The organism is Rhodococcus sp. P-2, assembly GCF_016598535.1.
Lineage (GTDB): Bacteria > Actinomycetota > Actinomycetes > Mycobacteriales > Mycobacteriaceae > Rhodococcus_F > Rhodococcus_F baikonurensis.
Window position 1 is genome coordinate 5,643,059 of the sequence record NZ_CP066779.1, and the last position, 23,863, is coordinate 5,666,921.

Sequence of the window (23,863 nt, forward strand, 5' to 3'; positions counted from 1 at the left end):
TCGAGGAAGCGCGCCCTGAAGTTTTTGTCGTCGGGGTCGTCCCTCGGCCCATCTATATAGTAAAGGTAAGACAAAGCTAATCGGCGCATTCGGAATGTTTCGGCGTGGTGTGCAGCGGCTCGTTGCGGAACGGAAATCAGGTCACGCCGGTCGACTGTTGCCCGGCGATGCTCGACATTGCGTCAGGTCGTGCCGATGCCGCTGGGGTGAGTGCATCGAAGGACTTCGTGAACAGCGAAGTGCTGGATCTTCCGAAGGGATCGGCGCACTGCCTACCGTGATGGCGCCGGTAGCCGACGGCGTGCTGGCCGTACATGCACACCGCCCGACTGTTTCAGATCATCGGGCGGCGTGCGTCGAGGTCCGTTCGTCGAAGCCTGTTCGTCAAAATCCAGTACGTCACATCCGCGGTAACAGGCGTTGATTCAGCCAAGCGTCCCACAGAGGCCGCAGTGGAGTATCGGTGAAACGTGAAGCGAGATCGGTGAATTGCTCGGTACTGACCGTGCTGTGTCGATGCTTCGTGGTCCACTGGCGGATCAGTTCGAAGAACTTCTCGTCTCCGAGAACGCCGCGCAGGGCGTGCAGAGTCAACGCGCCCCGCTTGTAGATTCGATCATCGAACATGTGGGCAGGCCCGGGATTGCCGATGATCAAGAACTGGGGTTTCCGCCGGAGTCCCTGATAGGCGTTGGCGGCCAGTTGGTCAGAGGACGGGCCACCGGAATTCTCGGACCAGATCCACTCCGCGTAACAGGCAAAGCCTTCGTGTAGCCAGATGTCGCACCATTGTCCGAGAGTGAGACTGTTACCGAACCACTGGTGGGCAAGCTCGTGCGCGACAAGACGTTCGGAGCCGCGCCTACCTGTGCAATGGTTGGCTCCGAAGATCGAGAGCCCCTGCGCTTCGATGGGGATTTCGAGCTCGTCGTCGGTGACGACAGCCGTGTAGTCGGCAAAAGGATACGGGCCGAACAGTTTTCCGAAGACTTCCAACATTTGTGGCTGACGTCCGAAATCGATGTCGAACGCTGCGCGTAGCCGCGGCGGGTGAACGGCGAAGACCGGCACCGGGCCGGCGCTCACCTGCCGATGCTCGTACTGGCCGATCTGAATGGTGGCCAGGTAGGTTGCCATCGGTTCGGTCTGCTCGTAGACCCACGTCGTCTGACTCGCGCGGGTCTGCTTGCGGATCAGCTTGCCGTTGGCGAGAGCGTAGAACGGTGAATCGGTGGTGATCGAAATGCGGTACGACGCTTTGGAAATCGGGTGGTCGTCGCACGGGAACCAGGACGCCGCGCCGTTGGGCTGACTTGCGACCAGGATTCCTTCGTCGAGTTCCTCCCAGCCGACTTCGCCCCACAGACTCCTGATCGGCTCGGGATTGCCGTTGTAGGCGATGGTGACCGACAATGCGCCGCCGGCGGGGATCTTGGCGGACGGCGTGACGATCAGCTTGTTGTTCTGGTGCGCGTACTTCGTGCCGCGGGCACCGTTGACCGACACCTTCGACACCTGCAGGTTCTGTGCGAGGTCGAAGCTGAACTTGGATCTGCTCTCGGTGGTGACTGCGGTGATGACAGCTTTGCCGGCGAGCCGGTTGCTGAAGACCTTGTAGGTCAGTTCCAGTTCGTACCGAGACACGCGGTAACCGCGGTTGCCGTTGTGTGGCAGGTACGGATCGATCGGCTCCTCGAGCATTCTGTTCGGCTTCACGACGCCACCCACGGCGCAATCGGATTGCCCTGCCAGCGGGTGGAGGGCGGAACGGTGTCACCTCGCATCACCAGAGATGCAGGCCCTACCGTCGCTCCCGCGCCGATGCCGGCTGCGGGTAGCGCGACACAGTGTGGTCCCAGCGTTGCTCCTGCTCCCAGGGTGACGGTATCCATGGACATGATCCGATCATGGAAGAGGTGAGTTTGCACGACGCACCCCCGTTCCACCGTTGCTCCGTCGCCCAAAGTCACAAGATCTGCCTCGGGTAGCCAGTACGACTCACACCAAACGCCCTTGCCGATCTTTGCCCCGAGCCCACGTAGGAAGATGTTCAGTACGGCGGTACCAGTCGCCGCCCGCGCGAACCACGGCGCTGCGACGGTCTCGACGAATGCGTCGGCTACCTCGTTGCGCCAGACGAACGAACTCCACAGCGGATGCTCGACCTTGGCGATGCGTCCGACGACGATCCACTTGGCGGCGATGGTGATCGCGCCCGCCACTGCTCCGGCGACGAGCAGAACTACCCCGCTCAGCAGCGCAGCGAACCAGAATCCGACTGCACCGACCAGTGCTTCGAGGGCGAACAGAACACCGAGACCGATGCCGAACGTGACCATCACGGGGAGCAGTCGGCAGGTTTCGACCACTCCGCGGGCGATCTTGAGGCGCATCGGCGGATTGAACGTACGGGCGGCGTCGGTGTCCCCGGCAGCCCTTCTCAGTCGTACCGGTGGACTACCCAGCCACGATGACCCGGACTTCGCCTTGGACGGGGTAGCCGACAGAACCGCCACCAGACCGTTCTTGGGGACGCGTCGACCAGGTGCGGTCATACCGGAGTTGCCGAGGAACGCGCGCTTGCCGATCTTCGCCTGTTCGATGTGCATCCAGCCGCCGCCGAGGCCGTAGCTCGCAACCATGGTGTCGTCGGCGAGGAATGCGCCGTCGGCGACCGTCGTGAACTTGGGAAGGAGGAGCACGGTGGATGCTTCGACGTTCTTGCCGATCTTGGCGCCGAGGAGGCGGAGCCATCCCGGCGTCAGCAGGCTCGCGTAGAGCGGGAAGAGGAAGGTTCTGGCCGAGTCGAGCAGGCGTTCGGTCGCCCACACCTGCCAGCCGATGCGGCTGCGGACAGGGTGGTAACCGGGGGTCAGCCCGATCGAGAGAAGACGAACGGCCACCAGTGTGATGACTGCGAAGACGAGCAAACTCAGTATGGTCGCGACCGGAAGCATGATCAGCGATTGGAGCATGGCACTCGCGAGCGTGTCGGTGTCGCGAATCCACCAACCGATCAACGCGATTCCCGCCATCAGAGCGAAGATCGGCATTCCGGCCAGGAAGACCGAGGTGACGCCGTATACCGGTACCCAGCCGGGTGCGCGCTTCGGATGTTCTGCAGGCCACGGATGATTCGCTTTCCCGATCTTGGTGGCGGGGGATCCGGCCCATTGCTGGTTGGCCTTCACCCGACCGAACACCGCAGATCCGGGTTCGACGACGGCGTCCCGACCGATACGCGCGCCGGGCAGAAGTGTCGAGCGTGAACCGACGGAGGCGCCGTCGCCGATCTTGATCTCGCCGATGTGAATGACGTCGCCGTCGATCCAGTGGCCGGAGAGGTCGACTTCGGGTTCGACGGAGCAGCCGTCACCGAGTTCGAGCATGCCGGTGATCGGGGGAAGCGTGTGGAGATCGACGCCGCTGCCGATATCGGCGCCGAGGGCACGTGCGTAGTAGAGCATCCACGGAGCACCCGAAAGATTGGCTGCGCCACTGGCTTCGGTGAGCCGCAGCGCGACCCACAGGCGCAGATGCTCGCTACCTCCTCGCGGGTACGTACCCGGTTCGAGTTTGCGCAGGAGCAGGCGCGCTCCGACGACGGCGATGGTCATGCGCCCGATCGGCGTGATGAACACGATGAACGCCAACAGGATCCACCACCACGAGACGGTGGGAGCCCAGCTGACGTCGACGAACCAGCCGAGGACGTTGTTCGCGATCGCCAGCCACGTCACCCACTGCAGTCCGGTGAGCGTCGTGAGCGGAACGGTGACGGCGATCTGCGCCAGCTGAGTCTTCAACGGTGTGGGAGCGACGATCCGGGGCTCCACAGTTGCGGTGGGCGCCAATTCGTCCAGATATTCGGCGAGCGACCCCAACCGTGGATGGTCGTAGAGCTGTGCGACGGTCACTTCGGGGAACCGCTCGCGTAGGGCGGTCACCAACTGAGCAGCGGAGAGGGATCCGCCGCCCACTTCGAAGAAGTCGTCGTCGAGTCCGGTGATCTGCGCGCCCAGGATCGAACCCCACAGACCGGCAACCCAGGCAGCGGTGCCGTCGAGCCCCAACGCGGCCCCGGCGTCCTCACCGGCACCGGGCAACGGCCAGGGCAACGCGTTGCGGTCGACTTTGCCCGATGTGCGCGTCGGAAGTTCGTCCATCAACGCCAGACGCGGCACGAGGGCCGCGGGTAGCTGCTCGCTGAGCAGAGCGTGAGCTGCCTTGAGGTCGAAGTCGGGATCCGTGCTCGCGATGTACCCGACGAGGAGTTGATTGCCGGCAGCCGTCTTCTTCACGGCGGCGGCAGCGCCGCTGACGCCCGGCAGGTTCTGCAAGGCGTTGTCGACCTCACCGAGTTCGATGCGCCGGCCGCCGAGCTTGACCTGATCGTCCGCGCGGCCCTGGAACATCAGGCCGGTGGTCTCGAGCCGGACCAGGTCGCCGCTTCGGTAGGCGCGTTCCCACCCGAGCGAGGGCATCGACGCGTACTTCTCGGCGTCCTTCGCGGGATCCAGGTAACGGGCCAGGCCGACGCCACCGATCACCAGCTCGCCCACCTCACCGACTGCGACGGGATTGCTCTGCGCGTCGACGACGGCAAGGTCCCAACCGTCGAGGGGGAGTCCGATGCTGACGGGGCTCTTGCCGTCCATCAGTGCGCCGCAGGCGACGACGGTCGCCTCGGTGGGCCCGTATGTGTTCCAGACCTCGCGGCCCTCGACGGCGAGGCGCTCGGCCAGCTCGGGTGGGCAGGCTTCGCCACCGAAGATCAGGAGCCGAACGGCTTCGAGAGCTTCGGCCGGCCACAGCGAGGCAAGGGTCGGCACGGTGGAGACGATGCTGACGTCACGCGAGACCAGCCACGGGCCGAGGTCCATGCCGCTGCGGACCAGGGAACGAGGCGCCGGAACGAGGCAGGCGCCGTGACGCCACGCGAGCCACATCTCCTCGCAGGACGCGTCGAATGCCACGGACAGTCCCGCGAGGACGCGATCACCAGGTCCGATGGGCTCGTCCTGGAGGAACATGCGCGCCTCGGCGTCGACGAACGCCGCGGCATTGAGATGCGTGACCGCGACGCCCTTGGGGGTGCCGGTAGACCCGGAGGTGAAGATGATCCAGGCGTCGTCGTCGGGTTCGGGTTCGCGAACCGGCGGATGTTCGAGCCGCTTCGGCGCCGTCCCCGGCTGGATACCGTCGCCGGTGATGATCGCCGCTACCTGCGCTTCACCGAAGACCAACTCGGCGCGCTCTTCCGGATCGTCGGCGTCGACGGGCACGTACGCTGCGCCCGCCGCGAGGATCGACAGGATCGCCACGTACAGCGACCGTGAACCTGATGGCATCCTGATTCCGACGCGGTCACCTGCGCCGACGCCGGCATCACCGAGCCAGCGTGCGCCGAGCTCGATCTCGTCGAGCAACTCCGAGTACGACAGTGTGGTGTCGCCGTCGTCGATGGCAGGTGCTTCCGGGTTGGCCTCGGCTGAGGCCCGCACGATGTCGATGAGCGTGCGCGGCGCAGGTGCATGCGCCGACCGTAGGAATACGGACGGAATCCCGAAAGACTGTTCCGTCTCCGACTGCGACTGGAGTGGCAAACCCGTTGGTCCTGTTCTACTCACGAAACTTAGAGTCCTGCGAACTGTCGAGTTGAAAGTCTCATGACAAGTTTGCGAGTTGGTGAACAGATATGCCTAATGCAACATGCCGAACGTGCCGGTCAGTCCGTACTGGCAGCTTGCGCGTGGCCTTCTGCCGAGTCGGCGAACTCGGGTGTGTCGAACACCTCTCCGCCCAGCGGATCGACGACCTTCGAATCCTCGGAGAAGTCGACGGCGCCGGTGTCCGGGTCGATGTTGACCGCATGGGCGGGAACTTCGTGCACCGCGACGAGCATGTGGGCGTCGGAGGGTTCCGTCGTGATCCCGTTTTGCGACGGGGTCAGACCGGCGAAGGTCGACGAGATCTTCAGATCGCGGAGCCGCTTCTCGGTGGGCTGTGGAACGTCGGTCGACGCCGGGGTATTGGTCGAAACTCGCAGGTAGCGCGGTGCCGAAGCGACCTCGTACCGGAACGCCTTCAGCATCGACAGGCACGCGAGCACCATGATGACCGAGAACGGCACAGCGGTGGCGATGGCAACGGTCTGCAGCGCGGTCAGCGATCCACTGCCACCCACGATGAGGAGAACCGCGGCGGCGGCGCCCGACAGGAACGTCCAGTAGACGCGCGTGATCTTGGACGTCTCCAGGCTGCCACCCGTCGCGAGGATGTCGATGACGATCGAGCCGGAATCCGCGGACGTGACGAAGAAGAACACGATCACGACGATCGCGAGGACACTCGAAATCGTTCCGAGCGGAAGTCCGTCGAGAAGCGTGAACAGAGACGTGTTGGTGTCCACGGCGCCGGATGCGTCGAGCATCGTGCCCTCGTTGCGCTGACGCAGGATGCCGGAGTTACCGAAGATCGTGAACCACAGCGAACCGACCAGCGTGGGGGCGAGCAGCACGCCGAAGACGAATTCGCGGATGGTGCGGCCGCGTGAGATGCGCGCGATGAACATGCCGACGAACGGTGCCCAGCTCATCCACCAACCCCAGTAGAAGATGGTCCATGCGCCCTGCCAGCCGTCCTCGGCGAACGGGGACGTGCGCAGCATCAGCTCGGGCAAGGCTTGGACGTATCCGCCGAGGTTCTGCACCCACGACTGCATGAGGAACAGTGTCGGTCCCAGAATCAGGACGAACAGGGCCAGCGCTGCAGCGAGCATCATGTTGATGTTGGAGAGCCACTTGAGGCCCTTGGTGACGCCGGAGACCACCGAGAAGGTGGCCATGCCCGTCACGATGACGATGATGGTGATGACCAACCAGTTGTCGGTCTCCACCCAGCCGAGGTAGTCGAGGCCGGCCGAGATCTGCTGGACACCGAATCCCAGCGACGTAGCGACGCCGAACAACGTGCCGACGATGGCGACGACGTCGATGGCATGGCCGATCTTTCCTTCGATGCGAGCGCGTCCGAGGAGTGGCTCGAGCAGCCAACGGATCGACAGTGGACGACCCTTGCGGTAGGTCATGTACGCCAGACCCAGACCGACGACGACGTAGATCGCCCATGCATGCAGGCCCCAGTGGAACAGCGTCAGTTCCATTGCTTGATTGGCCGCGGCATCCGTGGATCCGGCGATCTGCCCGGCGACGGGAGGAGTCACGTAGTGCGAAAGCGGTTCTGCTACCCCGTAGAACACGAGGCCGATACCCATGCCTGCGCTGAAGAGCATCGCGAACCACGAGAGCATTCCGAACTCGGGCTGCTAGTCGTCGCGTCCCAATCGGATGTTGCCGATACGGCTGATTCCGCAGTAGAGAGCAAAAATCACGAATCCGGTCGCGGAGAGGATGTACCACCAGCCGACGCCGTCGCTGATCACGTTGTTGAGTGTTTCGAAAGCATCCGCGGCGGTTCCCGCGTAGATCACGGCAAAGGCGATCAGGGCAAAGATCACTATCGACGCGGGAATGAACACGGGTTTCCGTAGTTCACGCCACGCAGTTTTGACCGCAGTCATTCCACTCCTCGAACGTTCAGGCATTCACAGCGCCCGTCAGGGCGGCCACGTGTCACGCGTAGGTGGGCGTTTGGCTCACACCATCGCAGTCAAGACCGGGCTATTGCTTTGAAATTCAACGTAACGCCAAGGTTCGGTCAAACTCAACTGAGCGAATGATGCTGCACTGTCGCGAAAATTGTCGTGGGTAGACGCTGATTCTGTTGTAAATCGTTGAACAATAGTCGGATTGGGCTGTTCGTGGAACGCCGAAAGACGAATTCGATTGGTACGGTGAGCTGAATCGGTCGCGTCGACGCTCACCGATTGATCGCATCTGTCAAACTCGGCGAAACAGCCTGTCTGTCAGGTGGTTAACTCCTGGCGTGCTCGCTCGATCCCGGCAGCGAGAGCCGATACCTAACTGTGATTGTGATGGTCGCAACTATCCGTGCTGCGGGCCCTGTTCGCCTCGTTGGGCGTCGATCAGATCCATCGCATCCTTCAGGCCCAAGCCCGGATGTAGTTCGCGTAGTGCCTTGATTGCCGGAATGCGGTCGTCAGTCGACGCGAGTGCATTGCGGACGTCGTCGGTGGGTACTTCGGAGGGGGCAGTTGTCCCGCCCTGCCACGCCGGCTGCGGATTGTTCCTGGTTCGCCAGGCTTGGACGGTGCCGAAGGCAAATCCGACCGTCGCGAAAAGCCAGATCGCGAACCATACCCAATTCCAAGCTGTGGGTTCCGTGATGACTTTGTCGATGGCGCTTGGGCCGCAGAAAACGAGCAGCCAAGCCAGCGTGATCGTCTGCCACCATCGCTCAACACGCCTGCTCGGATTCCACCACTCGGCCATCGATCGAGACTCGCACAGGGGTGCTGTTTCGGTGCGACGATGGAGATCATGGAGATTCGTGATGCGGTGGAGCGATTTCGAGGGGAATCAGGGGTCTCGACGATCTTCGGAGAACCGCACCAGACCAGCGACGGAACGACGATCATCACGGTTTCGCGTCTGCATCGGCGGTGGCGCGGAGACCTCATACCGGTGCCAGTGGGGGTGTTCTCGATCCACGAGGGTGAGCCGTCGTGGTCACCGGCTGCCGATCACACCCGGGCGGCTCTGATGGGGGAGTTCATCGGGTTGGCGGCCGCCGTGATCGCGACTCTGGCCGTTCTACGTCGACCGCCCTGGCCTGATGTGACGATTCAGAAGGGGTGACCCAGAATTACGCCGATCAGCTGGAACGGCATTGCCAGGAACATCGATCCGACATAGAGCGGATAGCGAATCGGATCGCCGGCGAGGTAACCCTCGGCGAGCCAGGCCATTACGTCTGCTGATCCCATATTCGTTACTTCCCTTCGCTGTTGCGGTTCACCGATGTTTTCGGCTGTGGGAGTTGTTTTGTTACAAGCGAACTCGAACGGGAGCAGATGCGATGGCAACGTCGACGCAGCAAACGTCGTCGAGGGCTGTTGGAGGCATTTCTCGGCGACCAACCGCTTCCGCTCGCTGACGACACGTCTGCTGAACCTCCACCAGGACGCTGGACCAACTGATTCTGGGCACTTTGCCCCGTGTGGTCGTGAAATCGGTGCATTCTGCACATATCGGGTCGTTTTAGCGGCTTCTACAGTCACTGCATGACAACTACACTTTCTCTTCTTTCAGGCAAGACCGTCGTCCTGATCGGCGGCGGAACGGGTATCGGGCTGCGAGTGGCGCAGCTTGCCGTCGACGCCGGCGCGCAGGTTGTGCTCGGTGGCCGAACCGCATCCAAACTCGAAGCAGCGGCCTCGCAGCTGGGTGAAGCCGCACACTGGTTCACCGTCGACACCTCGGACGACGACTCGGTGAAAGCGTTCTTCACCAACATCCCCAGCGTCGACGCGCTCTTCACCACGGCTGCCGATTACCAGGTCGGCTCATTTCGTGAACAGAGTGTCGAGGATGCGGCGTCGCCGTTCACATCGAAGTTCTGGGGGCAGTACCGCGTCGTGCACGCTGCACTCGACAAACTGACCCCTACCGCGTCGGTGGTCCTCATGTCCGGCGCTGCCAGTGTGCGGCCACCCGCGGCCGCTGCGGCGTATGTGGCAGCCAATGCGGCAATCGAGGGGCTCGGACGCGGGTTGGCGGTCGAGCTGTCGCCGATTCGCGTCAACACCGTCGCGCCCGGAACCATCGACGGGCATCTCTGGGCTCAGCGCCCGGCAGAGGTTCGGGAGGCGGCCTTCACGTGGAGTGCAGAGAACAACGTCCTCGGCCGCGTCGGGAACGAAGACGAGATCGCACAAGCAGTGTTCTATCTCTTCACCAACACGTACACAACGGGTTCCACCCTCTACCCCGACGGCGGGTACGCGCTGCGCTAGACCCGTGCCACATGACGACTGTGGAATCGCGACTGCGTGAAATCGAGACTGTGCGAAATGCATTGTCGTAACACGAAGAAACGTCGATTCGCCCATAGGCGTGACCCCGGACACATTCGTACCGTCTTCTCCGAGAACACTTCCCAACTATTCGAGGAGTCCGTCATGAACAAAGCATCGACAACCGCCGGCGGCGGCGAGGTGTCCGACGGTGACGACTACGCGCTCACCCGCGTACCCGACGAAGCACGGTATTCGTGGTTTTCGGTGGCAGTACAGCGATTCGGTCAGGTGTCGGCACTCGCGCAGTTCCTGCTCGGTGCGACGCTCGGTTACGGTATGACGTTCTGGAATGCCTTCTGGGCATTGACAGTCGGCGCGGTGATACTCGAAGTCGTCTGTATCTTCATCGGAATCATCGGAGTTCGTGAGGGGCTCAACACGTCGGTGGTCGCGCGCTGGTGCGGGTTCGGTCATGCAGGCTCGGCGGTGATCGGACTGGTGATCGGGGTCAGCCTGATCGGCTGGTTCGGCATCCAATCGGCCGTCTCTGCATCAGGGTTGCACGGGATCATGCCGTTCCTGCCGCAATGGGCGTGGGCTTTGGCTTTCGGTCTCCTGATCACTGCAATAGTCCTGCGCGGGTTCGGCTCCATGCAGCTGATCGCCAACATCACCGTTCCGCTGTTCCTGATCCTGGTGGGATGGGCCGTCATATCCGAACTACGTAATCACTCGCTGTCGGATCTGATGACATCTGCTCCGGCCGGGCCGGAGCTCAGCTTTCTTGCGGGAACCACCATCGTCGCAGGCGGTTTCATAGCCGGCGCGGTGATCACACCCGACATGACGCGCTTCAATCGCACGGCAGGCGACGTCGTGAAGCAGACGCTCGTCGGAATCACGTTGGGTGAATACGTGATCGGGCTGACCGGCGTACTTCTCGCGCATGCCGTTCGCAGCTCCGACATCGCCACGATCATTCTCTCGTCGGTCGGCTGGGTCGGCGTTCTGATCATCGTTCTCGGCACCTTCAAGATCAACGACTGGAACCTCTACAGTTCGGGTCTCGGCATCGTGAACTTCATCGACGTCGTGTTCGGTCGAAGGATCAACCGCGCCGTTGTCACGGCAGTTGTCGGCGTCACCGGTTCGGTCCTCGCCGCCGCCGGAATCCTGAACTCGTTCACCGACTTCCTGATCCTGTTGGGCGTAGGCTTCCCGCCCATTGCCGGGATCATGGTGGCGGAATACTTCATCGTCAAGACCTGGCGCAAGGATCTGGACGAGAGTCGCACCGCCGGCACCCTACCGAGTTCGGCACCCACCTGGGTACCGGCCACGCTGGTGATCTGGATAGTCTCGGCGCTGATCGGTCATTACAGCACCTTCGGACTGCCATCCATCAACGCGGTGGCCTCGGCATTTGTTCTCTATGTCGTCGCGGGTCGACTCGGCCTGATTCGCGGAGTCGGACGCACCGCAACCGAAGCGCCGCAGAAGCCTTCGGGCTCGTCTGCACTCACGCACTAGCACTACAACTGTAGAAAGGAGTTCGCGATGCGAATCGGAATCGACGTCGGCGGCACCAACACCGACGCAGTCCTGATGGACGGGACCACCGTCATCGGGCATGTCAAACACTCGACCAGCAAGGACATCACCGGCGGAATCGGCGGAGCGCTGACGGCGCTGCAGCAGCAGTACTCGTTCTCTCCCAATGCTGTTCAAGCAGTGATGATCGGTACGACGCACTTTCTCAATGCTCTCATCGAGCAGCGCGGGCTTGCTCCCACCGCGGCGCTGCGACTGGGACTTCCGGCGACTGCCGCGCTGCCCCCGATGGTGGGGTGGCCGCGAGACCTGGTCTCCGCTGTGCAGGGAAGGCACTACCTCGCTCACGGTGGGCACGAGTTCGACGGTCGTCGTATCTCGCCGCTGGATCCCGACGAGATTCGTCGCCATGCTGCCGATATGGCTCGCAGTGGTACTCGTTCGGTCGCAATATCTTCGGTGTTCTCTCCGGTCAATCTCGAATGCGAGGTTGCTGCCGCTGAAATCATCCGAGAGGAACTCGGACCGGACGTCGCAATTTCGCTCTCGCACGAGATCGGTCGAGTGGGTCTGCTTCAACGCGAGAACGCGACCATCATCAATGCTGCTCTGCGCGAGCTCGCCGATCACATCGTCGACGGACTCGCCCGTTCATTGGTCGAGCACGGCATCGTCGCACCGCTGTATCTGAGCCAGAACGACGGCACCTTGATGGACATCGAGTACGCAAGGCGTTATCCGGTAGCAACTTTCGCGTCGGGACCGACCAACTCCATGCGCGGTGCCGCTGTGCTGTCCGGTCTGGCGAGCTGTGCGGTGATCGACATCGGCGGAACCACCACGGACGTCGGTGTACTGACCAACGGTTTTCCGCGAGAAGCAACCACCGAGGTGACCGTGGCCGGGGTGCGGACCAATTTCCGTATGCCGGATGTGTTCTCGATCGGCATCGGCGGTGGTTCGTTGGTGGATGCAGACGGACTCACAGTGGGGCCCGGATCGGTGGGATATGAATTGGGTTCACGGGCACTCGTCTTCGGCGGAGACACGTTGACGGCCACCGACATCGCCGTCGCGGCAGGTTTGGCCGACGTTGGTGATCGCCATGCGGTGGCGCACCTCGACCGCGGCCTGGTGTCGACGGCGCTCGAACGGATCTCGCGGAGAGTCGCCGACGCCGTGGAGCAGATGCGAACCACGTCGGATCCGCTACCGGTAGTGGCGGTCGGGGGCGGATCGGTATTGCTGGAGCGTGAACTTCCCGGCCTGGGCACGGTGATTCGCCCTGAGCGTTTCGACGTCGCCAACGCGATCGGCGCCGCCATCGCGCAGGTCAGTGGTGAAGTCGATCGTGTCGAAGCGGTGCGGGACGGTCACCGTCACGTTCTTGCCGACGACGCCCGTCAAGAGGCGATCGATCGGGCGGTGGCCGCAGGCGCACGACCCGAGTCCGTGCAGATCGTGGAGTTCGACGAGGTCCCGATTCCGTACCTGCCGGGCAACGCAACACGTATTCGAGTGAAGGCAGTCGGTGACCTGGCACTGCACAGTGGTCTGGTCTCCACCGGTCAGGAGGGCTCACGATGAGTTGGACACTACGAACGGCAGACCTCGACGACCTCGCCAGGGGCGCAGCTCTGTTGGGCACCGGCGGCGGTGGAGATCCGTTTGTCGGCAAGATGCTGGTCGCGCAGGCGCTCGGTGAAGCCGGTGAGATCACGATTCTGGATCCGGAGGAACTCGACGACGACGCGTGGGTGATCCCCGTCGCGCAGATGGGTGCACCGACCGTTGTGGTCGAGAAAATGCCGCGCGGAACGGAACCCGAGCTGGCACTGATCACATTGGAGCGGCACTCGGGGCGAACCGCGGATGCGACGATGCCGATGGAGTGCGGGGGAATCAATTCGATGATCCCGTTGCTGGTGGCCGCACGGCGCGGACTTCCGGTTATCGATGCCGACGGGATGGGACGGGCATTTCCTCAGCTCGAAATGGAAACCTTTTCGGTGTACGGGATTTCGGCCAGCCCGCTCGCCATGGCGAACGAGCACGACGAGGTGGCGATCTTCGACACCGGCAGCGACAACAGCAGATTGGAAGGTCTCGCCCGCGGGGTGACGTCGAGGTTCGGGGGGATGGCGCACATCGCTCAGTACTCGATGACGGGTGCAGATGTGAAGCGCACGGCTATCCCACGAACTCTGTCATTGGCCCTGACCATCGGTCGGTCCATCAGGCTTTCGCGTGAGCAGCGGGTGGACCCCGTCCAGGCACTGGTGGACAGTCTGTCCGACACGCTCTACGGATACGGGCGAGTTCTCTTTCACGGCAAGGTGATCGATGTCGACCGGCGAACCGATGAGGGGTTCGCTCGGGGTTCGGTGCGGATCGCCGGCGTCGGAGACGAAGAGCTGGAAGTCCAGTTCCAGAACGAGAATCTGATCGCCCTGCATTCCGGAGTACTGCATTCCGGAGTGCTGGTGGCCATCGTGCCTGACTTGATCTGCATCGTCGAGGCCGACACTGCCGAACCCATCACCACCGAGGGCTTGCGGTACGGGCAGCGCGTCGCGGTCATCGGGATCGCGACTCCACCCATCATGAGAACACCCGAGGCACTGGCGGTCTTCGGTCCGGCGAGTTTCGGACTCGATCGGCCGTTCCGGCCGGTGGAGACGCTCGAGCAACCCGTGCTGGCAGAATAACGAGCCGTGAGCAGCCTGCACGCGGTCCGGGAGGCCGACCTCGACGCGATCGCAGCGGGGGCGGTGGTCTTGGGCTGCGGCGGGGGCGGCGATCCACGCCTGTTCGTGGAGATGCTTCGTCCACTCATTGCGTCCACTTCGGTAGAGGTCATCGCGCCGGAGAAGTTGCCCGACGGGGCACTGGTCATGCCGGTGGGAATCGTCGGATCGGCTCTGGCTTTGGAGGAGCAATTGCCATCCGGGCGTGAGTTTTCCGATACTGCAGCAGCTTTGACTCGGTGGACCGGGAAGCGTCCGACCGCAGTGATGACGTTCGAAGGCGGTGGACTCAACGCTCTTTCCGGCATTGCGGCGGCGCTGGCGTTGGGAGTTCCCGTCGTCGACGCGGACCTGCTCGGTCGGGCGATGCCGCGGCTCGATCACTTCTCTCTCGCCGCAGCCGGATTGGAATTGTGCCCGGTCACCCTCGCCCAGCCAGGCGGCCTGATCACCGTTATTGACGGAGTGGATGTGCTGGGCGCCGAGGTAGCAGTGCGCTCTCTGATCGGGCGAACCAGCGGTTGGGGCGCTCTGGCGATCGCGTCGATCGATGCGCGGACCGTGCGGGAGGCCTGTATTCCGGGAACTCTCTCCCGAGCGCACGAACTGGGGCAGCATATCGGTGCGCCCGGCAGTTGGCAGGAGATCGCCGGAAGCGCCGGAGCGCGGGTGCTGGGGACAGGCCGAGTGTGTGCGGTGCGTCGTAGCCGCCCGGGCGCAGACGATCGTCGAGGCAACGTGATTCTCGAACACGATTCTGCGGTGATGCGAGTCGAATTCGAGAGTGAATTCCTGACCGTCGCGTTGGATGGCGAGATGATCGCAACATGCCCGGACATCGTGACGCTGCTCGACGTCCGGACCGGTGCCTTCGTCTCGTGTGAATCCGTGCACGAGGGTCAGGATGTAGCTGTCTTGGTCCTGCCCGGCCCACCGTGGTGGGCGGACGAGGTGGGCAGATTGAAGATTGTCGGCCCGCGGGCGTTCGGAATCGACCATGACGCGGTGCTGATGGAGGCGCGATGAGCGCGAGTGTTTCGGCGTTGCTGAACAACCCGGTCTTTGTCGGGTTGTATCGACTCGCGGGCGAGGGCGACCCCGTCGTCACGACAGTGGGGGCACTCACCGGCGAATCGGCACAGTCGGCGGAGGCAGTGTCGGGTGCGGCGGGTTCGGGATCGGTTCTGGTGATTCTCGATCGAATCGATGTGGGGGAGTGGAGATTCGATGCGCTCCTTCGACGCACGGCAGCGACCGGGTGCCAGGTAGTCGCTGTTCACAGCACTGCGGCCGAGGATGTGAGTCTCTCGTTGCTCGCGGATCGGCTCGGACTGGTGGTGCTCGGCGTCTCCGACCCTTGGCAGTTCAGCGTGGATCTTCGTGATCTTCTCTCGAATTCGCGTGCGGTGATGGCTGACGCAGTACTGCGGGCGACACACGCGGGCCAACGAGCCGGCGGAAGCGTCGAGAATCTTCTGTCGGTGTTACTGAACACCTTTCAGCGTTCGTTCATTCTCCTGGACTCGTCCGGACGTCCGCTGACGGGCGCTGAGCTCTTGTCAGAGGCTGATCGTGCAGGCGCGGGTACGTTGTCGGGTCGTGGGGCACCGACCACCGTCGAGTTGGACTCCGGTGGGGTCCTGATCGCGTGCCCGGTGACGTCCGGCGCGGCCAGAGAGCCCTGGCTGGCTGTACTGCTTCCGGTGCGACAGAGCGTCGAAGAGGCTTCTCTCTCAGTGGTTCTCGACGTGGCCTCGTTGGCTGTCGGGCACCGCCTGGCCGTTGCACGCATGGTCGACGAGCGTGAAGCGCGCCGGCGCAGCGCGTTGCTCGGTGAACTGATCGACACGTCCGCAGACGCCACACCCGGACTGCTCCGGCGCGCACTCGACGCGGGTTGGGTGCTGGACGGATGGCACATCGGCATCAAAGTCCTGGCGGTGGGTGAGGTCGACCTGGTCGCCAGGCGCAGTGAAGTTGCAGACGCCCTCGCCGCCGAGGGAATCGACGCCACTGTCGTCGAACAGGCTGACGGCTGGGCGGCGTGGACGACTCTGCCAGGTGAGCCGCGTCCGGAGGCGATCACCAGGATTGCCGAGAGTATTCGTGCAGGTCAAGCCCGATTGGGGCCCACCATGGAGACATGGGTGGGAGTGGGACGCGCGCACGATGGGCCAGCCGGAATCGGAGCGTCTCTGTCGGAGGCGGGGGATGCCGCTCGGCTCGCCGGTTCCCGGTCGCAAACGGGCCGATTCCTGCACGTGGACCGGCTGGGGTTGGCGCAGTTGCTACTGGCGTGGACGCGAACCGACACGTTTCAGCCCGCGGCCGCGGCACTGCTCGCGCCGCTACGAGATGCGAGTGGGGAGTTGCTGGAGACGCTCTCGACGTACCTCGACGAAGAATCGTCTCTGGCTCATACCGCCACTCGAATGGGCTTGCACCGCAACACCGTATCGAGTCGCATCGATCGAATTCAGCGACTTCTCTCGGTGGATTTGACCGATCCGGAAACCAGGCTTGCGCTCCACCTCGCCTGTCGGACGATCGCGCCGTGACGGCGGTCTTCCCAGCTTCGTCTTGACAAGCACGGGAGGTTCCTGCCATCCTCGTTGCCAGGTCACGAGTACCAGTGTTCAGCCCCGGCTTGCTGGTCGGCAACCCTCCTCCGCGGTGGGGTGCTCCGGGTGACGACCCGGCTGCGTTCGAAAACGAATGCGGCAAGCGCGGACTCTTCCGGGGCCATCTCCCGACGAACGAGTCCTTGAACGTGAGGATTGTCTTCGATGACTGCTGTATTGAGTGCCGACACCTGCTGCACCGCTCCGATCGCCAAGGTTTCGGGTGCAGACCTGCAGGTTCCGCTGGTTCAGGGCGGCGAATGCTCCTACGCCAACTTCGACTACGCCGCGAGCGCGCCGGCATTGGCCCAGGTCACCGACCGTATCGCCGAGTTGTTGCCGACGTACGCCAGTGTTCACCGCGGTGCCGGCTACGCGTCCCGGATCTCCACGCTCACCTACGAGAACGCTCGTGAATCCGTTGCCCGTTTCGTGAACTGTGCCGACGATCAGGTCGTCGTCTTCACCCGGAACACCACCGATTCGCTCAACTTGCTGGCCCAGTGCGTCCCCGGCAGCACCGTTGTCCTCGACGTCGAGCATCACGCAAACCTGTTGCCGTGGAACGACGCTCGTATCGTCACCGCTGCAGACACCATCGAAGAGACGATCGAGCGTCTGATCGGTGAACTGTGCACCAAGCCTGCTGCGCTGCTCGCAATCACCGGCGCCTCCAACGTGACCGGCGAGATCCTGCCGATTGCACGCTTGGCCGACATCGCGCACCGTTGCGGCGCACGTATTCTCGTCGACGCTGCTCAATTGGCTCCCCATCGTCGCATCGACCTGCAGGAATGCGGCGTCGACTACGTGGCGTTCTCGGGCCACAAGCTCTACGCGCCGTTCGGCGCCGGCGTACTGGTCGGACGCCGTGACTGGCTCGACGAAGCTCAGCCCTACCTCGCCGGCGGAGGCGCCGTGCGTGAGGTGACCGTCGAGTCCACCGAATGGGCTTGCGCGCCTGCACGTCATGAGGCCGGTTCCCCCAACGTGCTCGGTGCGGCAGCAATCGCGACCGCATGCGAAACCCTGCACGCCCTGGACTTCGACGTCATCGCCGAGCACGAGAAGGCACTCACCGCGCAGCTCACCGACGGATTGTCCGCCATCGAGGGAGTCTCGTTGGTGCGACTGTGGAACGACGCACCGGACGCCGTCGGAATCGTCACCTTCACCGTCGACGGATTCGAAGCCGGCGAGATCGCCGCATTCCTGTCCGCAGAACACGGCATCGGAGTTCGCGACGGTCGCTTCTGCGCACACCCGGTTCTCGCGCGCCTCGGTCTCTCCGGCGGCGCCGTCCGCGCCAGCCTCGGGCTCGGTAGCAGTTCGGACGACGTGACGCGCTTGGTCGACGCCGTGAACATCCTGGTTTCGAATCAGCGTGATTGGAAGTACGCGAAGACGGCCGGAGCGTGGAACCCCGTGCCCGAGACCCGCCCCTTCCTCGGAGCTGCCGACGACAACGCCGGCGCAGCCGAGTGCGTCTGAGCTGAGCTCGGTCCCCGAAAACTCGAATGGACAACTAGCATGGCAGCCATGGCACCAGCGGATTTTCCCGCCACCCCTTCGAGAGTGAGCATCACTCTCGGTCAGTGGTGCCGTCGTCATGTCGATCTGTGCCGTACCTCGTCAGGAATGTGTTCGAGCTGACGATTCGTCTCGCTCATCCCACACTTTTCTGATTTTCGGAGGTCACACATGTCTTCACTCGCTTCGCATTCTCTGCACGTGGCGGTCGAGTTGACCGGATCCGGTCACCATCCGGCCGCTGAGGGCGCACCAGGAAACCTGCCGATCATCGGCGGCGACTACTGGGTGGACCTCACCGAGAGCGACAGGGCTCTCGATTTGGCTTCATTCCCTACCAATGTGGTTCGGATTCGCGCTGCGGATCTGCGTGAGGCGCAGCTCGAACGCGCCCGGATCCGTGCTGCTGTCGCCGAAGAAGGCCGCGATCCCGACAGTGTCGCAGTGCTGGTCGATCTCGAGATTCTGATCGCACCGGAAGCTCGCTCCGCCCGAAAAGAGCTTGCACAGTTGGACAGTGCGTTGACTGCTCCGCGGGTCCCGGTTTCGCTTCACTATGTCGGAACACCCTCCGGGCTCGGCAGTTTGATCGCCGATATCCGAGCTGCCGAGGTCGCCGACGGCGTTACGTTGCTCCCCCTCGCCTTGCCCCGCACACTCGAACATCTGGTGGACAGCACCATTCCGTGGCTCCAGGATCGCGGACTTGTCACACCGTCCACCGCAGTCGACGAAGTGCTCGGCCGTTTCGGACTGCCGCCCCGTCAGCGCACGCTCGCGTCCTGATCACCGATCGCATCTGCGTACAGGTGGAACAGCGACGGTAATTCGTCTGCACCGTCCACCTGTGCCAGAAGCGCCCAGCACTGTGCCGTGACGAAGCGCGCCCGCGTGCCGATCCAGTTGGTGGGCAGCAGTTCCGGCGGCAGCAGAGGGTCCGGCTCCATAGCTCGCGTGAATTCCGCCGCGAGTTCGATGGTCACCGTGACAGCATCGGTGCCCGGAGTGTTCTGCAGTTTCTCCAGGCGCACAGACGCTACGTCGAGCAACCGTTCGTATCCGGCTGCGATCTCGTCCAGCGGCCACAACTGTGCGGCAATTTTCACGGGATCTTCGAGCCTGCCCACTTTCAGATCCCGAGTGGTGAGAGAAGACAGGTGCTGTTCGACGTCGAGTTCGGCGGCCGCATCGAGAACGTACGGTTCCCAGGCGTGCGGCGAGACGTACAGACCGCCCTGGACGAGCGCGCCGCCGAGGTATACGACCCTGGTGCGCAGCGCATCTCGTGCTTTCCGTGACGACTCCGGAATTGCGAATCCGACCAGATGCCAATACCCGTCCCACGGTGTCGCAGTGTTGCGATCTTGTTGATAGGCCAGTCGAACGAATTCGACGTCGGGTTCCATCTCGCGCACGGCTTTCGGCGTTGCTCGTAGCGTGGCCTGCCGCCCGCGACCTTCCTGAGTGAACTTCCCCTCGGTGACCAACCGCTTGATGCACAGCCGAACCTGTTGATCTGTTTTGTCGAGGGCGTCGGCGGTGGCATAGAGGGTGCGCCCGTCGACAGTTCCGTCCGTGCGCAGTAGACCCTCGATCAAGATCCTCGTGGGCACATCGACGTCCCTGTCCGTCATTGCCGTGTCCTTTCCTTGCCTCTCGACATCTTCGCCCATAACTGTACTATCGAATGCAATACGATCGTTTCAAATTCGTACGTTAGGCGGGAAGATGGCAGTGGGATCGGTGAGTGAGAGGAAGAGTGGCCATCGTTTACGCAGGTGGATGGTTACTTCCCTGGCAGTGGTCGTTGTTCTGATCGTGGGTCTGGTGGGCTGGACGCTGTACCAGAACACCTATGACATCCGTGAGGAAAAAGTGACGATCTCCGGGGGATCGGTGCCGCTCCAGGGAGTCCTTGCACTGCCCGAACACGGTGACGGTCCCTTCGGGCTCGTGGTTTTCGTCCACGGAGACGGGCCGGTCGATGCAACACACGAGACCTTTTACAGGCCGGTCTGGGAGGCGTTCGCCAAGGCCGGGTACGCGTCACTCTCCTGGGACAAGCCGGGGGTGAATGGGGCACCGGGCAATTGGCTCGATCAGAGCATGGACGATCGGGCGGCGGAAACGGAAGCGGCAATCGAGTGGGCACGGGGCCGTTCGGACGTCGATCCGTCTCGTATCGGTCTGTGGGGTGCGAGCCAGGCAGGGTGGGTGATGCCCAAGGTGGTGAACCTCGACCCGGACGTAGCGTTCGTCATTGCCGTGGGTCCGGCGATCAACTGGCTCCAACAAGGCGAATTCAATACTCTTGCCGAACTTTCCGAGAGAAATGCGTCGGCCGACGAATTCGAGAAAGCGCGGGTCGATCGTGCGAAGAACTTGGATCAGTTGGCCCGAGATGCAACGTTCGGCGATCTCGTGGCCTCCGGCGAGGCCGACGGTCTCACCGAAGACCGATGGAACTTCATCCGAAAGAACTACCGATCGGATGCGCGAGCCGATCTCGAAACCGTGAAGGTTCCGGTGCTCTTGATCATCGGCGGACAAGACGTCAACGTCGACGTGGCAGACACCGAAAGGGTGTATCGCGAAGTGCTCGACGCTCCAGGGCAATTGGTGGTCGAGAAGTATCCCGACGCAACCCATTCGATTGTGGACAAGAACCTCGAAGACTCGGAAGTGATGTCGGCTCTGGTAGCCGTTCTTGCTCCCCGTTCGATCTTCGCTCCTGGCTATCTAGCGGATCAGACTGCATTCTTGGAGGGAATTCGTGGCTGACGGAATTACGGTTGTCGCTCTGGGCGGCGCCGGTGCGATGGGCTCGGCAGCAGTTCGACTGGCTGCAACATTGCCGGGAATCGGCAGCGTAGTAGTCGCGGATCGTGATATCGATGCTGCGAATCGTCTTTCAGTTGACCTGGCTCAGGCATCAGCGCAAGTCGAGGCGCGCAGCATCGACGTCACGGACGGTCGCACGCTACGTGAATTGTTGGACGACGCAGACGTGATCATCAATACCGTAGGCCCGTTCTTCCGTTTCGGTGTCGGCATTCTCCAGGCAGCGATCGAGACCGGGACTCACTATCTCGACATCTGCGACGACTGGGAACCGGCCGTCGACATGCTGGAATTGAATTGCGCTGCCAGGGAAGCCGGAATCTGTGCGGTAGTGGGCATGGGCGCAAGTCCCGGGATGAGTAATCTCCTGGCCGCGATGGCAGTCTCGCGATTGGACGTGGTCGACGGCCTGTACACAGCCTGGCCGGTTGATGTCGAAGGCGAGGACGAGTCGGTAGACACATTGAGTGCAGCCGCCGTTCACTGGATGCAGCAGATCAGCGGCAAGGTGCCGGTCGTTCGTGCGGGACGAATCGTCAAAGAAGCACCGTTGCGTTCCATTGCACTGGAACTGCCCGGCGGACGCCGCGGAAACGCTTACGTGGTCGGGCATCCGGAGCCGGTGATGTTTCATCGAACCTTCCGCCCCTCAGGTCATTCGGCAAATCTGATGGTGATCACACCGGAAACCGTTGCGTTTCTCGACGTTCTACGTTCGGATATCGACAAGGGCAGAATCGATCTCGACTCGGCCGCTGAAGAATTGGGCAAGCCCTCGCTCATCCGGATGATCCGTGCTGCGCCTCGCATGCTCACGCGCGCCGACCACGGATCCTTGCCGTCGTTCTTCGCCTCGGCCACAGGGGTGCTCGATGGACGAAAGACGCGCGTCGTGGCACGGATCGCTGATGATTCACCGGTATCGGAGTTGCTGTCGGACATGGCCGGTGCAACCGGAATCCCCTTGGCGCTCGGCCTTGCTCAGGTGGTGTCGCGGCTGGCCGACGGAACGATTTCTGATCGGGTCGGTGTGCACTCAGCTGAGAGCGCCATCGACCCGGAAGTTCTGTTCACTGCACTGGCGCGGTTGTTCGATCGAACCGACTGGAGTGAGATCGTCACCGTCGAATCCGAGTTCAGCTAGTCAGTTCGCGGCGTGTGATCCGATGCGACTTCGGATTTCGGTCTCGACACGATCCGGATCTTTGGGGCTGAACGAAGGCGCTCCGCGACCGGCGAGGGTGAGTACCACCGCGGTCTCCTTCCACGGGCGTGAAAGATCCAGGCTGTACCACGAGCTGAAATCTGTTGTTCCCCAGATTCGTAGGCGTCCACTCAGCCATGACATGACGCCGAGGTCGACGGTTTCGATCTGCGAGTACGGAACGAACTTGCTGACAAACGGAAAGTAGTAGTGGCGGATCGTGACGCCCTGATCGTCGATCCGGACCGTCCTGTCCTCGTAGATGGTCGATGTCCCTGCACTCACAGTGATAACCCGGTTCCTGCTGTTCGATGTACTTGGAGGTTTCCCGAAAACCAACCATACAGTCTCTACTGAGTCGGGACGCTTGCGGCGTGTGTCAGGCTCTGATGTGCCTTGTGGCGACGAGATCGCTGACCGCGATCTGCGCATTGCCGATTGCCGTCTGTACTGGTTCGCAACTGCTCGACGCTCTGGCGAGGGCGAGAATCGCGGTGAGTAGGGCGGCGTCGGGTTCGCCTTCGAACGGCCCGCTCTCGACGTCGAACTTTCCGCTTCGCAACTGCTTTCGGGCGTTGGTGCCAAGTTGTGAAATGACCTCGTCCATTGCGGCCAGGCATTGGGCGAGTGCGCCGATCGACCAGTAGAGATCGGCGGCGACGATGGGTGTCTCCGATGCCACGGTGCCGGCGCGGCGCAATCGGTGATGGGTGTCGAGGAGTATCTCCGGCAGTCTGTGGTCTACGCAGTGTTCCATCCCGCCGCCTTCGTAAGGTGTAAAGTTGGGTTATTCAATTACGGTAAAGCAGGGCGGTAAGGGATGCAAGTAGTTTTAGACGATTACGTCGCCGGTGCGTCGTTCGCGACCGACCTGGTCAATACCTCACCCCGAGTGTGGGTGGAGGCAGGGGACGCGTTGCCTGACCCTCAGGCGCTTCACGATCTACTCGGTGAACACGGACTCTCGCCGGATGCGCTCCCCAACGGGCGGCGGCCTACCCGCGGTGAACTTGCCGACGTGCAGGCGCTCAGAGAGGAGATTCGTTCGATTCTCGATGCTCCGACCTGCGACGAGCTCGTTGATCGCACTCATCGACTCCTGCAAACCGTCCCGCATCACGTTCGGCTCGTGCCTGATTCCCAGGACGACTATCGGTGGAATGCACTACCGGACGGCACAATCGATCTCGCGGGTGAACTCACGTTGTCTATCGGATACTCGTTGCTGGGAACTCTGCGCACATTGGGGTACGAACGATTCCGCCCATGCGCGTCGCCGACGTGCAACGGGGTGTTCGTCGATACGAGTCGGGGAGGGCGACGCCGCTACTGCATGCCGGCGTTGTGCGGCAACCGAATCAACGTCGCGAATCACCGTCAACGGCAGCGTCGTACGTAGCGTCTGCGCTTGCCCGGTCGATAGTGACAA

General features: G+C 62.7%; 19 protein-coding genes, 1 pseudogene and 1 riboswitch. Of the genes and pseudogenes, 12 read left to right on the forward strand and 8 right to left on the reverse strand.

The features are described 5' to 3' along the window. Positions 1-399: 399 nt before the first annotated feature. The 4 genes and pseudogenes from I7X09_RS26300 to I7X09_RS26315 all read right to left on the reverse strand — a co-directional run bounded on the left by I7X09_RS26300 (position 400) and on the right by I7X09_RS26315 (position 8,414). Positions 400-1,701: a M1 family metallopeptidase gene (locus tag I7X09_RS26300; protein WP_200318097.1), complete on the reverse strand. Its 1,302-nt coding sequence runs from the start codon at positions 1,699-1,701 to the stop codon at positions 400-402. A gap of 11 nt (positions 1,702-1,712) precedes the next feature. Beyond that, the gene (locus I7X09_RS26305; protein WP_200318095.1) at positions 1,713-5,606 is read right to left on the reverse strand and encodes a Pls/PosA family non-ribosomal peptide synthetase; all 3,894 of its coding nucleotides are present in this window, start codon (positions 5,604-5,606) and stop codon (positions 1,713-1,715) included. Between the two features lie 122 nt (positions 5,607-5,728). Then, positions 5,729-7,582 (reverse strand): annotated as a pseudogene (locus I7X09_RS26310) (BCCT family transporter). Between the two features lie 424 nt (positions 7,583-8,006). Beyond that, entirely contained in the window at positions 8,007-8,414 is a 408-nt protein-coding gene (locus tag I7X09_RS26315) for a hypothetical protein (protein WP_200314425.1), read from the reverse strand. A gap of 48 nt (positions 8,415-8,462) precedes the next feature. Between I7X09_RS26315 and I7X09_RS26320 the strand changes: the two genes are divergently transcribed. Beyond that, positions 8,463-8,780, forward strand: a complete 318-nt coding sequence (locus I7X09_RS26320) for a hypothetical protein (RefSeq protein WP_442800579.1) — start codon at positions 8,463-8,465, stop codon at positions 8,778-8,780. Here I7X09_RS26320 and I7X09_RS26325 read toward each other — a convergent pair. After that, entirely contained in the window at positions 8,768-8,908 is a 141-nt protein-coding gene (locus I7X09_RS26325) for a hypothetical protein (protein WP_003941170.1), read from the reverse strand. The two genes, I7X09_RS26320 and I7X09_RS26325, sit on opposite strands and share 13 nt — an antisense overlap. Positions 8,909-9,205: 297 nt before the next feature. Between I7X09_RS26325 and I7X09_RS26330 the strand changes: the two genes are divergently transcribed. The 8 genes from I7X09_RS26330 (at position 9,206) to I7X09_RS26365 (ending at position 19,175) form a co-directional block, all read left to right on the forward strand. Beyond that, positions 9,206-9,937, forward strand: coding sequence for an SDR family oxidoreductase (locus I7X09_RS26330; RefSeq protein ID WP_095973428.1), 732 nt, complete (start codon positions 9,206-9,208; stop codon positions 9,935-9,937). A gap of 165 nt (positions 9,938-10,102) precedes the next feature. Beyond that, complete coding sequence (locus I7X09_RS26335; RefSeq protein WP_200314429.1) at positions 10,103-11,470, forward strand: purine-cytosine permease family protein; 1,368 nt, start codon at positions 10,103-10,105, stop codon at positions 11,468-11,470. A 27-nt stretch (positions 11,471-11,497) separates the two neighbouring features. Beyond that, positions 11,498-13,078, forward strand: coding sequence for a hydantoinase/oxoprolinase N-terminal domain-containing protein (locus I7X09_RS26340; RefSeq protein ID WP_200314431.1), 1,581 nt, complete (start codon positions 11,498-11,500; stop codon positions 13,076-13,078). After that, positions 13,075-14,199 (forward strand): DUF917 domain-containing protein, encoded by a 1,125-nt coding sequence (locus tag I7X09_RS26345; protein ID WP_200314433.1) that lies wholly within the window; start codon positions 13,075-13,077, stop codon positions 14,197-14,199. Before I7X09_RS26340 ends, I7X09_RS26345 begins: the two co-directional genes overlap by 4 nt. A gap of 6 nt (positions 14,200-14,205) precedes the next feature. Then, positions 14,206-15,264: a DUF917 domain-containing protein gene (locus I7X09_RS26350; RefSeq protein ID WP_200314434.1), complete on the forward strand. Its 1,059-nt coding sequence runs from the start codon at positions 14,206-14,208 to the stop codon at positions 15,262-15,264. Continuing rightward, on the forward strand, positions 15,261-16,796 hold the full coding sequence (locus I7X09_RS26355) for a PucR family transcriptional regulator (RefSeq protein ID WP_200314436.1): 1,536 nt from the start codon (positions 15,261-15,263) through the stop codon (positions 16,794-16,796). The genes I7X09_RS26350 and I7X09_RS26355 overlap by 4 nt, the downstream gene beginning before the upstream one ends. Positions 16,797-16,856: 60 nt before the next feature. Next, positions 16,857-16,971, forward strand: a riboswitch (SAM riboswitch). Between the two features lie 53 nt (positions 16,972-17,024). Continuing rightward, entirely contained in the window at positions 17,025-18,350 is a 1,326-nt protein-coding gene (locus I7X09_RS26360) for an aminotransferase class V-fold PLP-dependent enzyme (RefSeq protein ID WP_095973422.1), read from the forward strand. A gap of 210 nt (positions 18,351-18,560) precedes the next feature. Continuing rightward, the gene (locus tag I7X09_RS26365; protein ID WP_124569017.1) at positions 18,561-19,175 is read left to right on the forward strand and encodes a hypothetical protein; all 615 of its coding nucleotides are present in this window, start codon (positions 18,561-18,563) and stop codon (positions 19,173-19,175) included. Here I7X09_RS26365 and I7X09_RS26370 read toward each other — a convergent pair. Next, positions 19,154-20,062 carry a PaaX family transcriptional regulator C-terminal domain-containing protein gene (locus I7X09_RS26370; protein ID WP_200314438.1) on the reverse strand — a complete coding sequence of 303 codons (909 nt, stop codon included), beginning with the start codon at positions 20,060-20,062 and terminating at the stop codon, positions 19,154-19,156. The genes I7X09_RS26365 and I7X09_RS26370 overlap by 22 nt on opposite strands. Before the next feature lie 109 nt (positions 20,063-20,171). Between I7X09_RS26370 and I7X09_RS26375 the strand changes: the two genes are divergently transcribed. Next, the gene (locus I7X09_RS26375; RefSeq protein ID WP_185564842.1) at positions 20,172-21,170 is read left to right on the forward strand and encodes an alpha/beta hydrolase family protein; all 999 of its coding nucleotides are present in this window, start codon (positions 20,172-20,174) and stop codon (positions 21,168-21,170) included. Further along, positions 21,163-22,374, forward strand: a complete 1,212-nt coding sequence (locus I7X09_RS26380) for a saccharopine dehydrogenase family protein (RefSeq protein ID WP_200314440.1) — start codon at positions 21,163-21,165, stop codon at positions 22,372-22,374. The genes I7X09_RS26375 and I7X09_RS26380 overlap by 8 nt, the downstream gene beginning before the upstream one ends. Here I7X09_RS26380 and I7X09_RS26385 read toward each other — a convergent pair whose 3' ends face one another. Together I7X09_RS26385 and I7X09_RS26390 are read right to left on the reverse strand one after the other, a co-directional pair. Next, the gene (locus tag I7X09_RS26385) at positions 22,375-22,719 is read right to left on the reverse strand and encodes a hypothetical protein (RefSeq protein WP_124569013.1); all 345 of its coding nucleotides are present in this window, start codon (positions 22,717-22,719) and stop codon (positions 22,375-22,377) included. It abuts the gene before it with no gap. Between the two features lie 94 nt (positions 22,720-22,813). Further along, positions 22,814-23,191, reverse strand: a complete 378-nt coding sequence (locus tag I7X09_RS26390) for a hypothetical protein (protein ID WP_200314442.1) — start codon at positions 23,189-23,191, stop codon at positions 22,814-22,816. A 63-nt stretch (positions 23,192-23,254) separates the two neighbouring features. Here I7X09_RS26390 and I7X09_RS26395 point away from each other — a divergent pair, with 63 nt between their 5' ends. Continuing rightward, complete coding sequence (locus tag I7X09_RS26395; protein WP_124569011.1) at positions 23,255-23,833, forward strand: CGNR zinc finger domain-containing protein; 579 nt, start codon at positions 23,255-23,257, stop codon at positions 23,831-23,833. The last annotated feature ends 30 nt before the right edge of the window (positions 23,834-23,863 follow it).

Excerpts from the sequence above, each read along its gene's own strand:
- I7X09_RS26355 (WP_200314436.1), top strand. The coding sequence starts at position 15,261 with ATGAGCGCGAGTGTTTCGGCGTTGCTGAACAACCCGGTCTTTGTCGGG.
- I7X09_RS26340 (WP_200314431.1), top strand. The coding sequence starts at position 11,498 with ATGCGAATCGGAATCGACGTCGGCGGCACCAACACCGACGCAGTCCTG.
- I7X09_RS26395 (WP_124569011.1), top strand. The coding sequence starts at position 23,255 with ATGCAAGTAGTTTTAGACGATTACGTCGCCGGTGCGTCGTTCGCGACC.
- I7X09_RS26360 (WP_095973422.1), top strand. The coding sequence starts at position 17,025 with ATGACTGCTGTATTGAGTGCCGACACCTGCTGCACCGCTCCGATCGCC.
- I7X09_RS26330 (WP_095973428.1), top strand. The coding sequence starts at position 9,206 with ATGACAACTACACTTTCTCTTCTTTCAGGCAAGACCGTCGTCCTGATC.
- I7X09_RS26300 (WP_200318097.1), bottom strand. The coding sequence starts at position 1,701 with ATGCTCGAGGAGCCGATCGATCCGTACCTGCCACACAACGGCAACCGC.
- I7X09_RS26320 (WP_442800579.1), top strand. The coding sequence starts at position 8,463 with ATGGAGATTCGTGATGCGGTGGAGCGATTTCGAGGGGAATCAGGGGTC.
- I7X09_RS26370 (WP_200314438.1), bottom strand. The coding sequence starts at position 20,062 with ATGGGCGAAGATGTCGAGAGGCAAGGAAAGGACACGGCAATGACGGAC.
- I7X09_RS26315 (WP_200314425.1), bottom strand. The coding sequence starts at position 8,414 with ATGGCCGAGTGGTGGAATCCGAGCAGGCGTGTTGAGCGATGGTGGCAG.
- I7X09_RS26390 (WP_200314442.1), bottom strand. The coding sequence starts at position 23,191 with ATGGAACACTGCGTAGACCACAGACTGCCGGAGATACTCCTCGACACC.
- I7X09_RS26335 (WP_200314429.1), top strand. The coding sequence starts at position 10,103 with ATGAACAAAGCATCGACAACCGCCGGCGGCGGCGAGGTGTCCGACGGT.
- I7X09_RS26345 (WP_200314433.1), top strand. The coding sequence starts at position 13,075 with ATGAGTTGGACACTACGAACGGCAGACCTCGACGACCTCGCCAGGGGC.
- I7X09_RS26375 (WP_185564842.1), top strand. The coding sequence starts at position 20,172 with ATGGTTACTTCCCTGGCAGTGGTCGTTGTTCTGATCGTGGGTCTGGTG.
- I7X09_RS26325 (WP_003941170.1), bottom strand. The coding sequence starts at position 8,908 with ATGGGATCAGCAGACGTAATGGCCTGGCTCGCCGAGGGTTACCTCGCC.
- I7X09_RS26365 (WP_124569017.1), top strand. The coding sequence starts at position 18,561 with ATGTCTTCACTCGCTTCGCATTCTCTGCACGTGGCGGTCGAGTTGACC.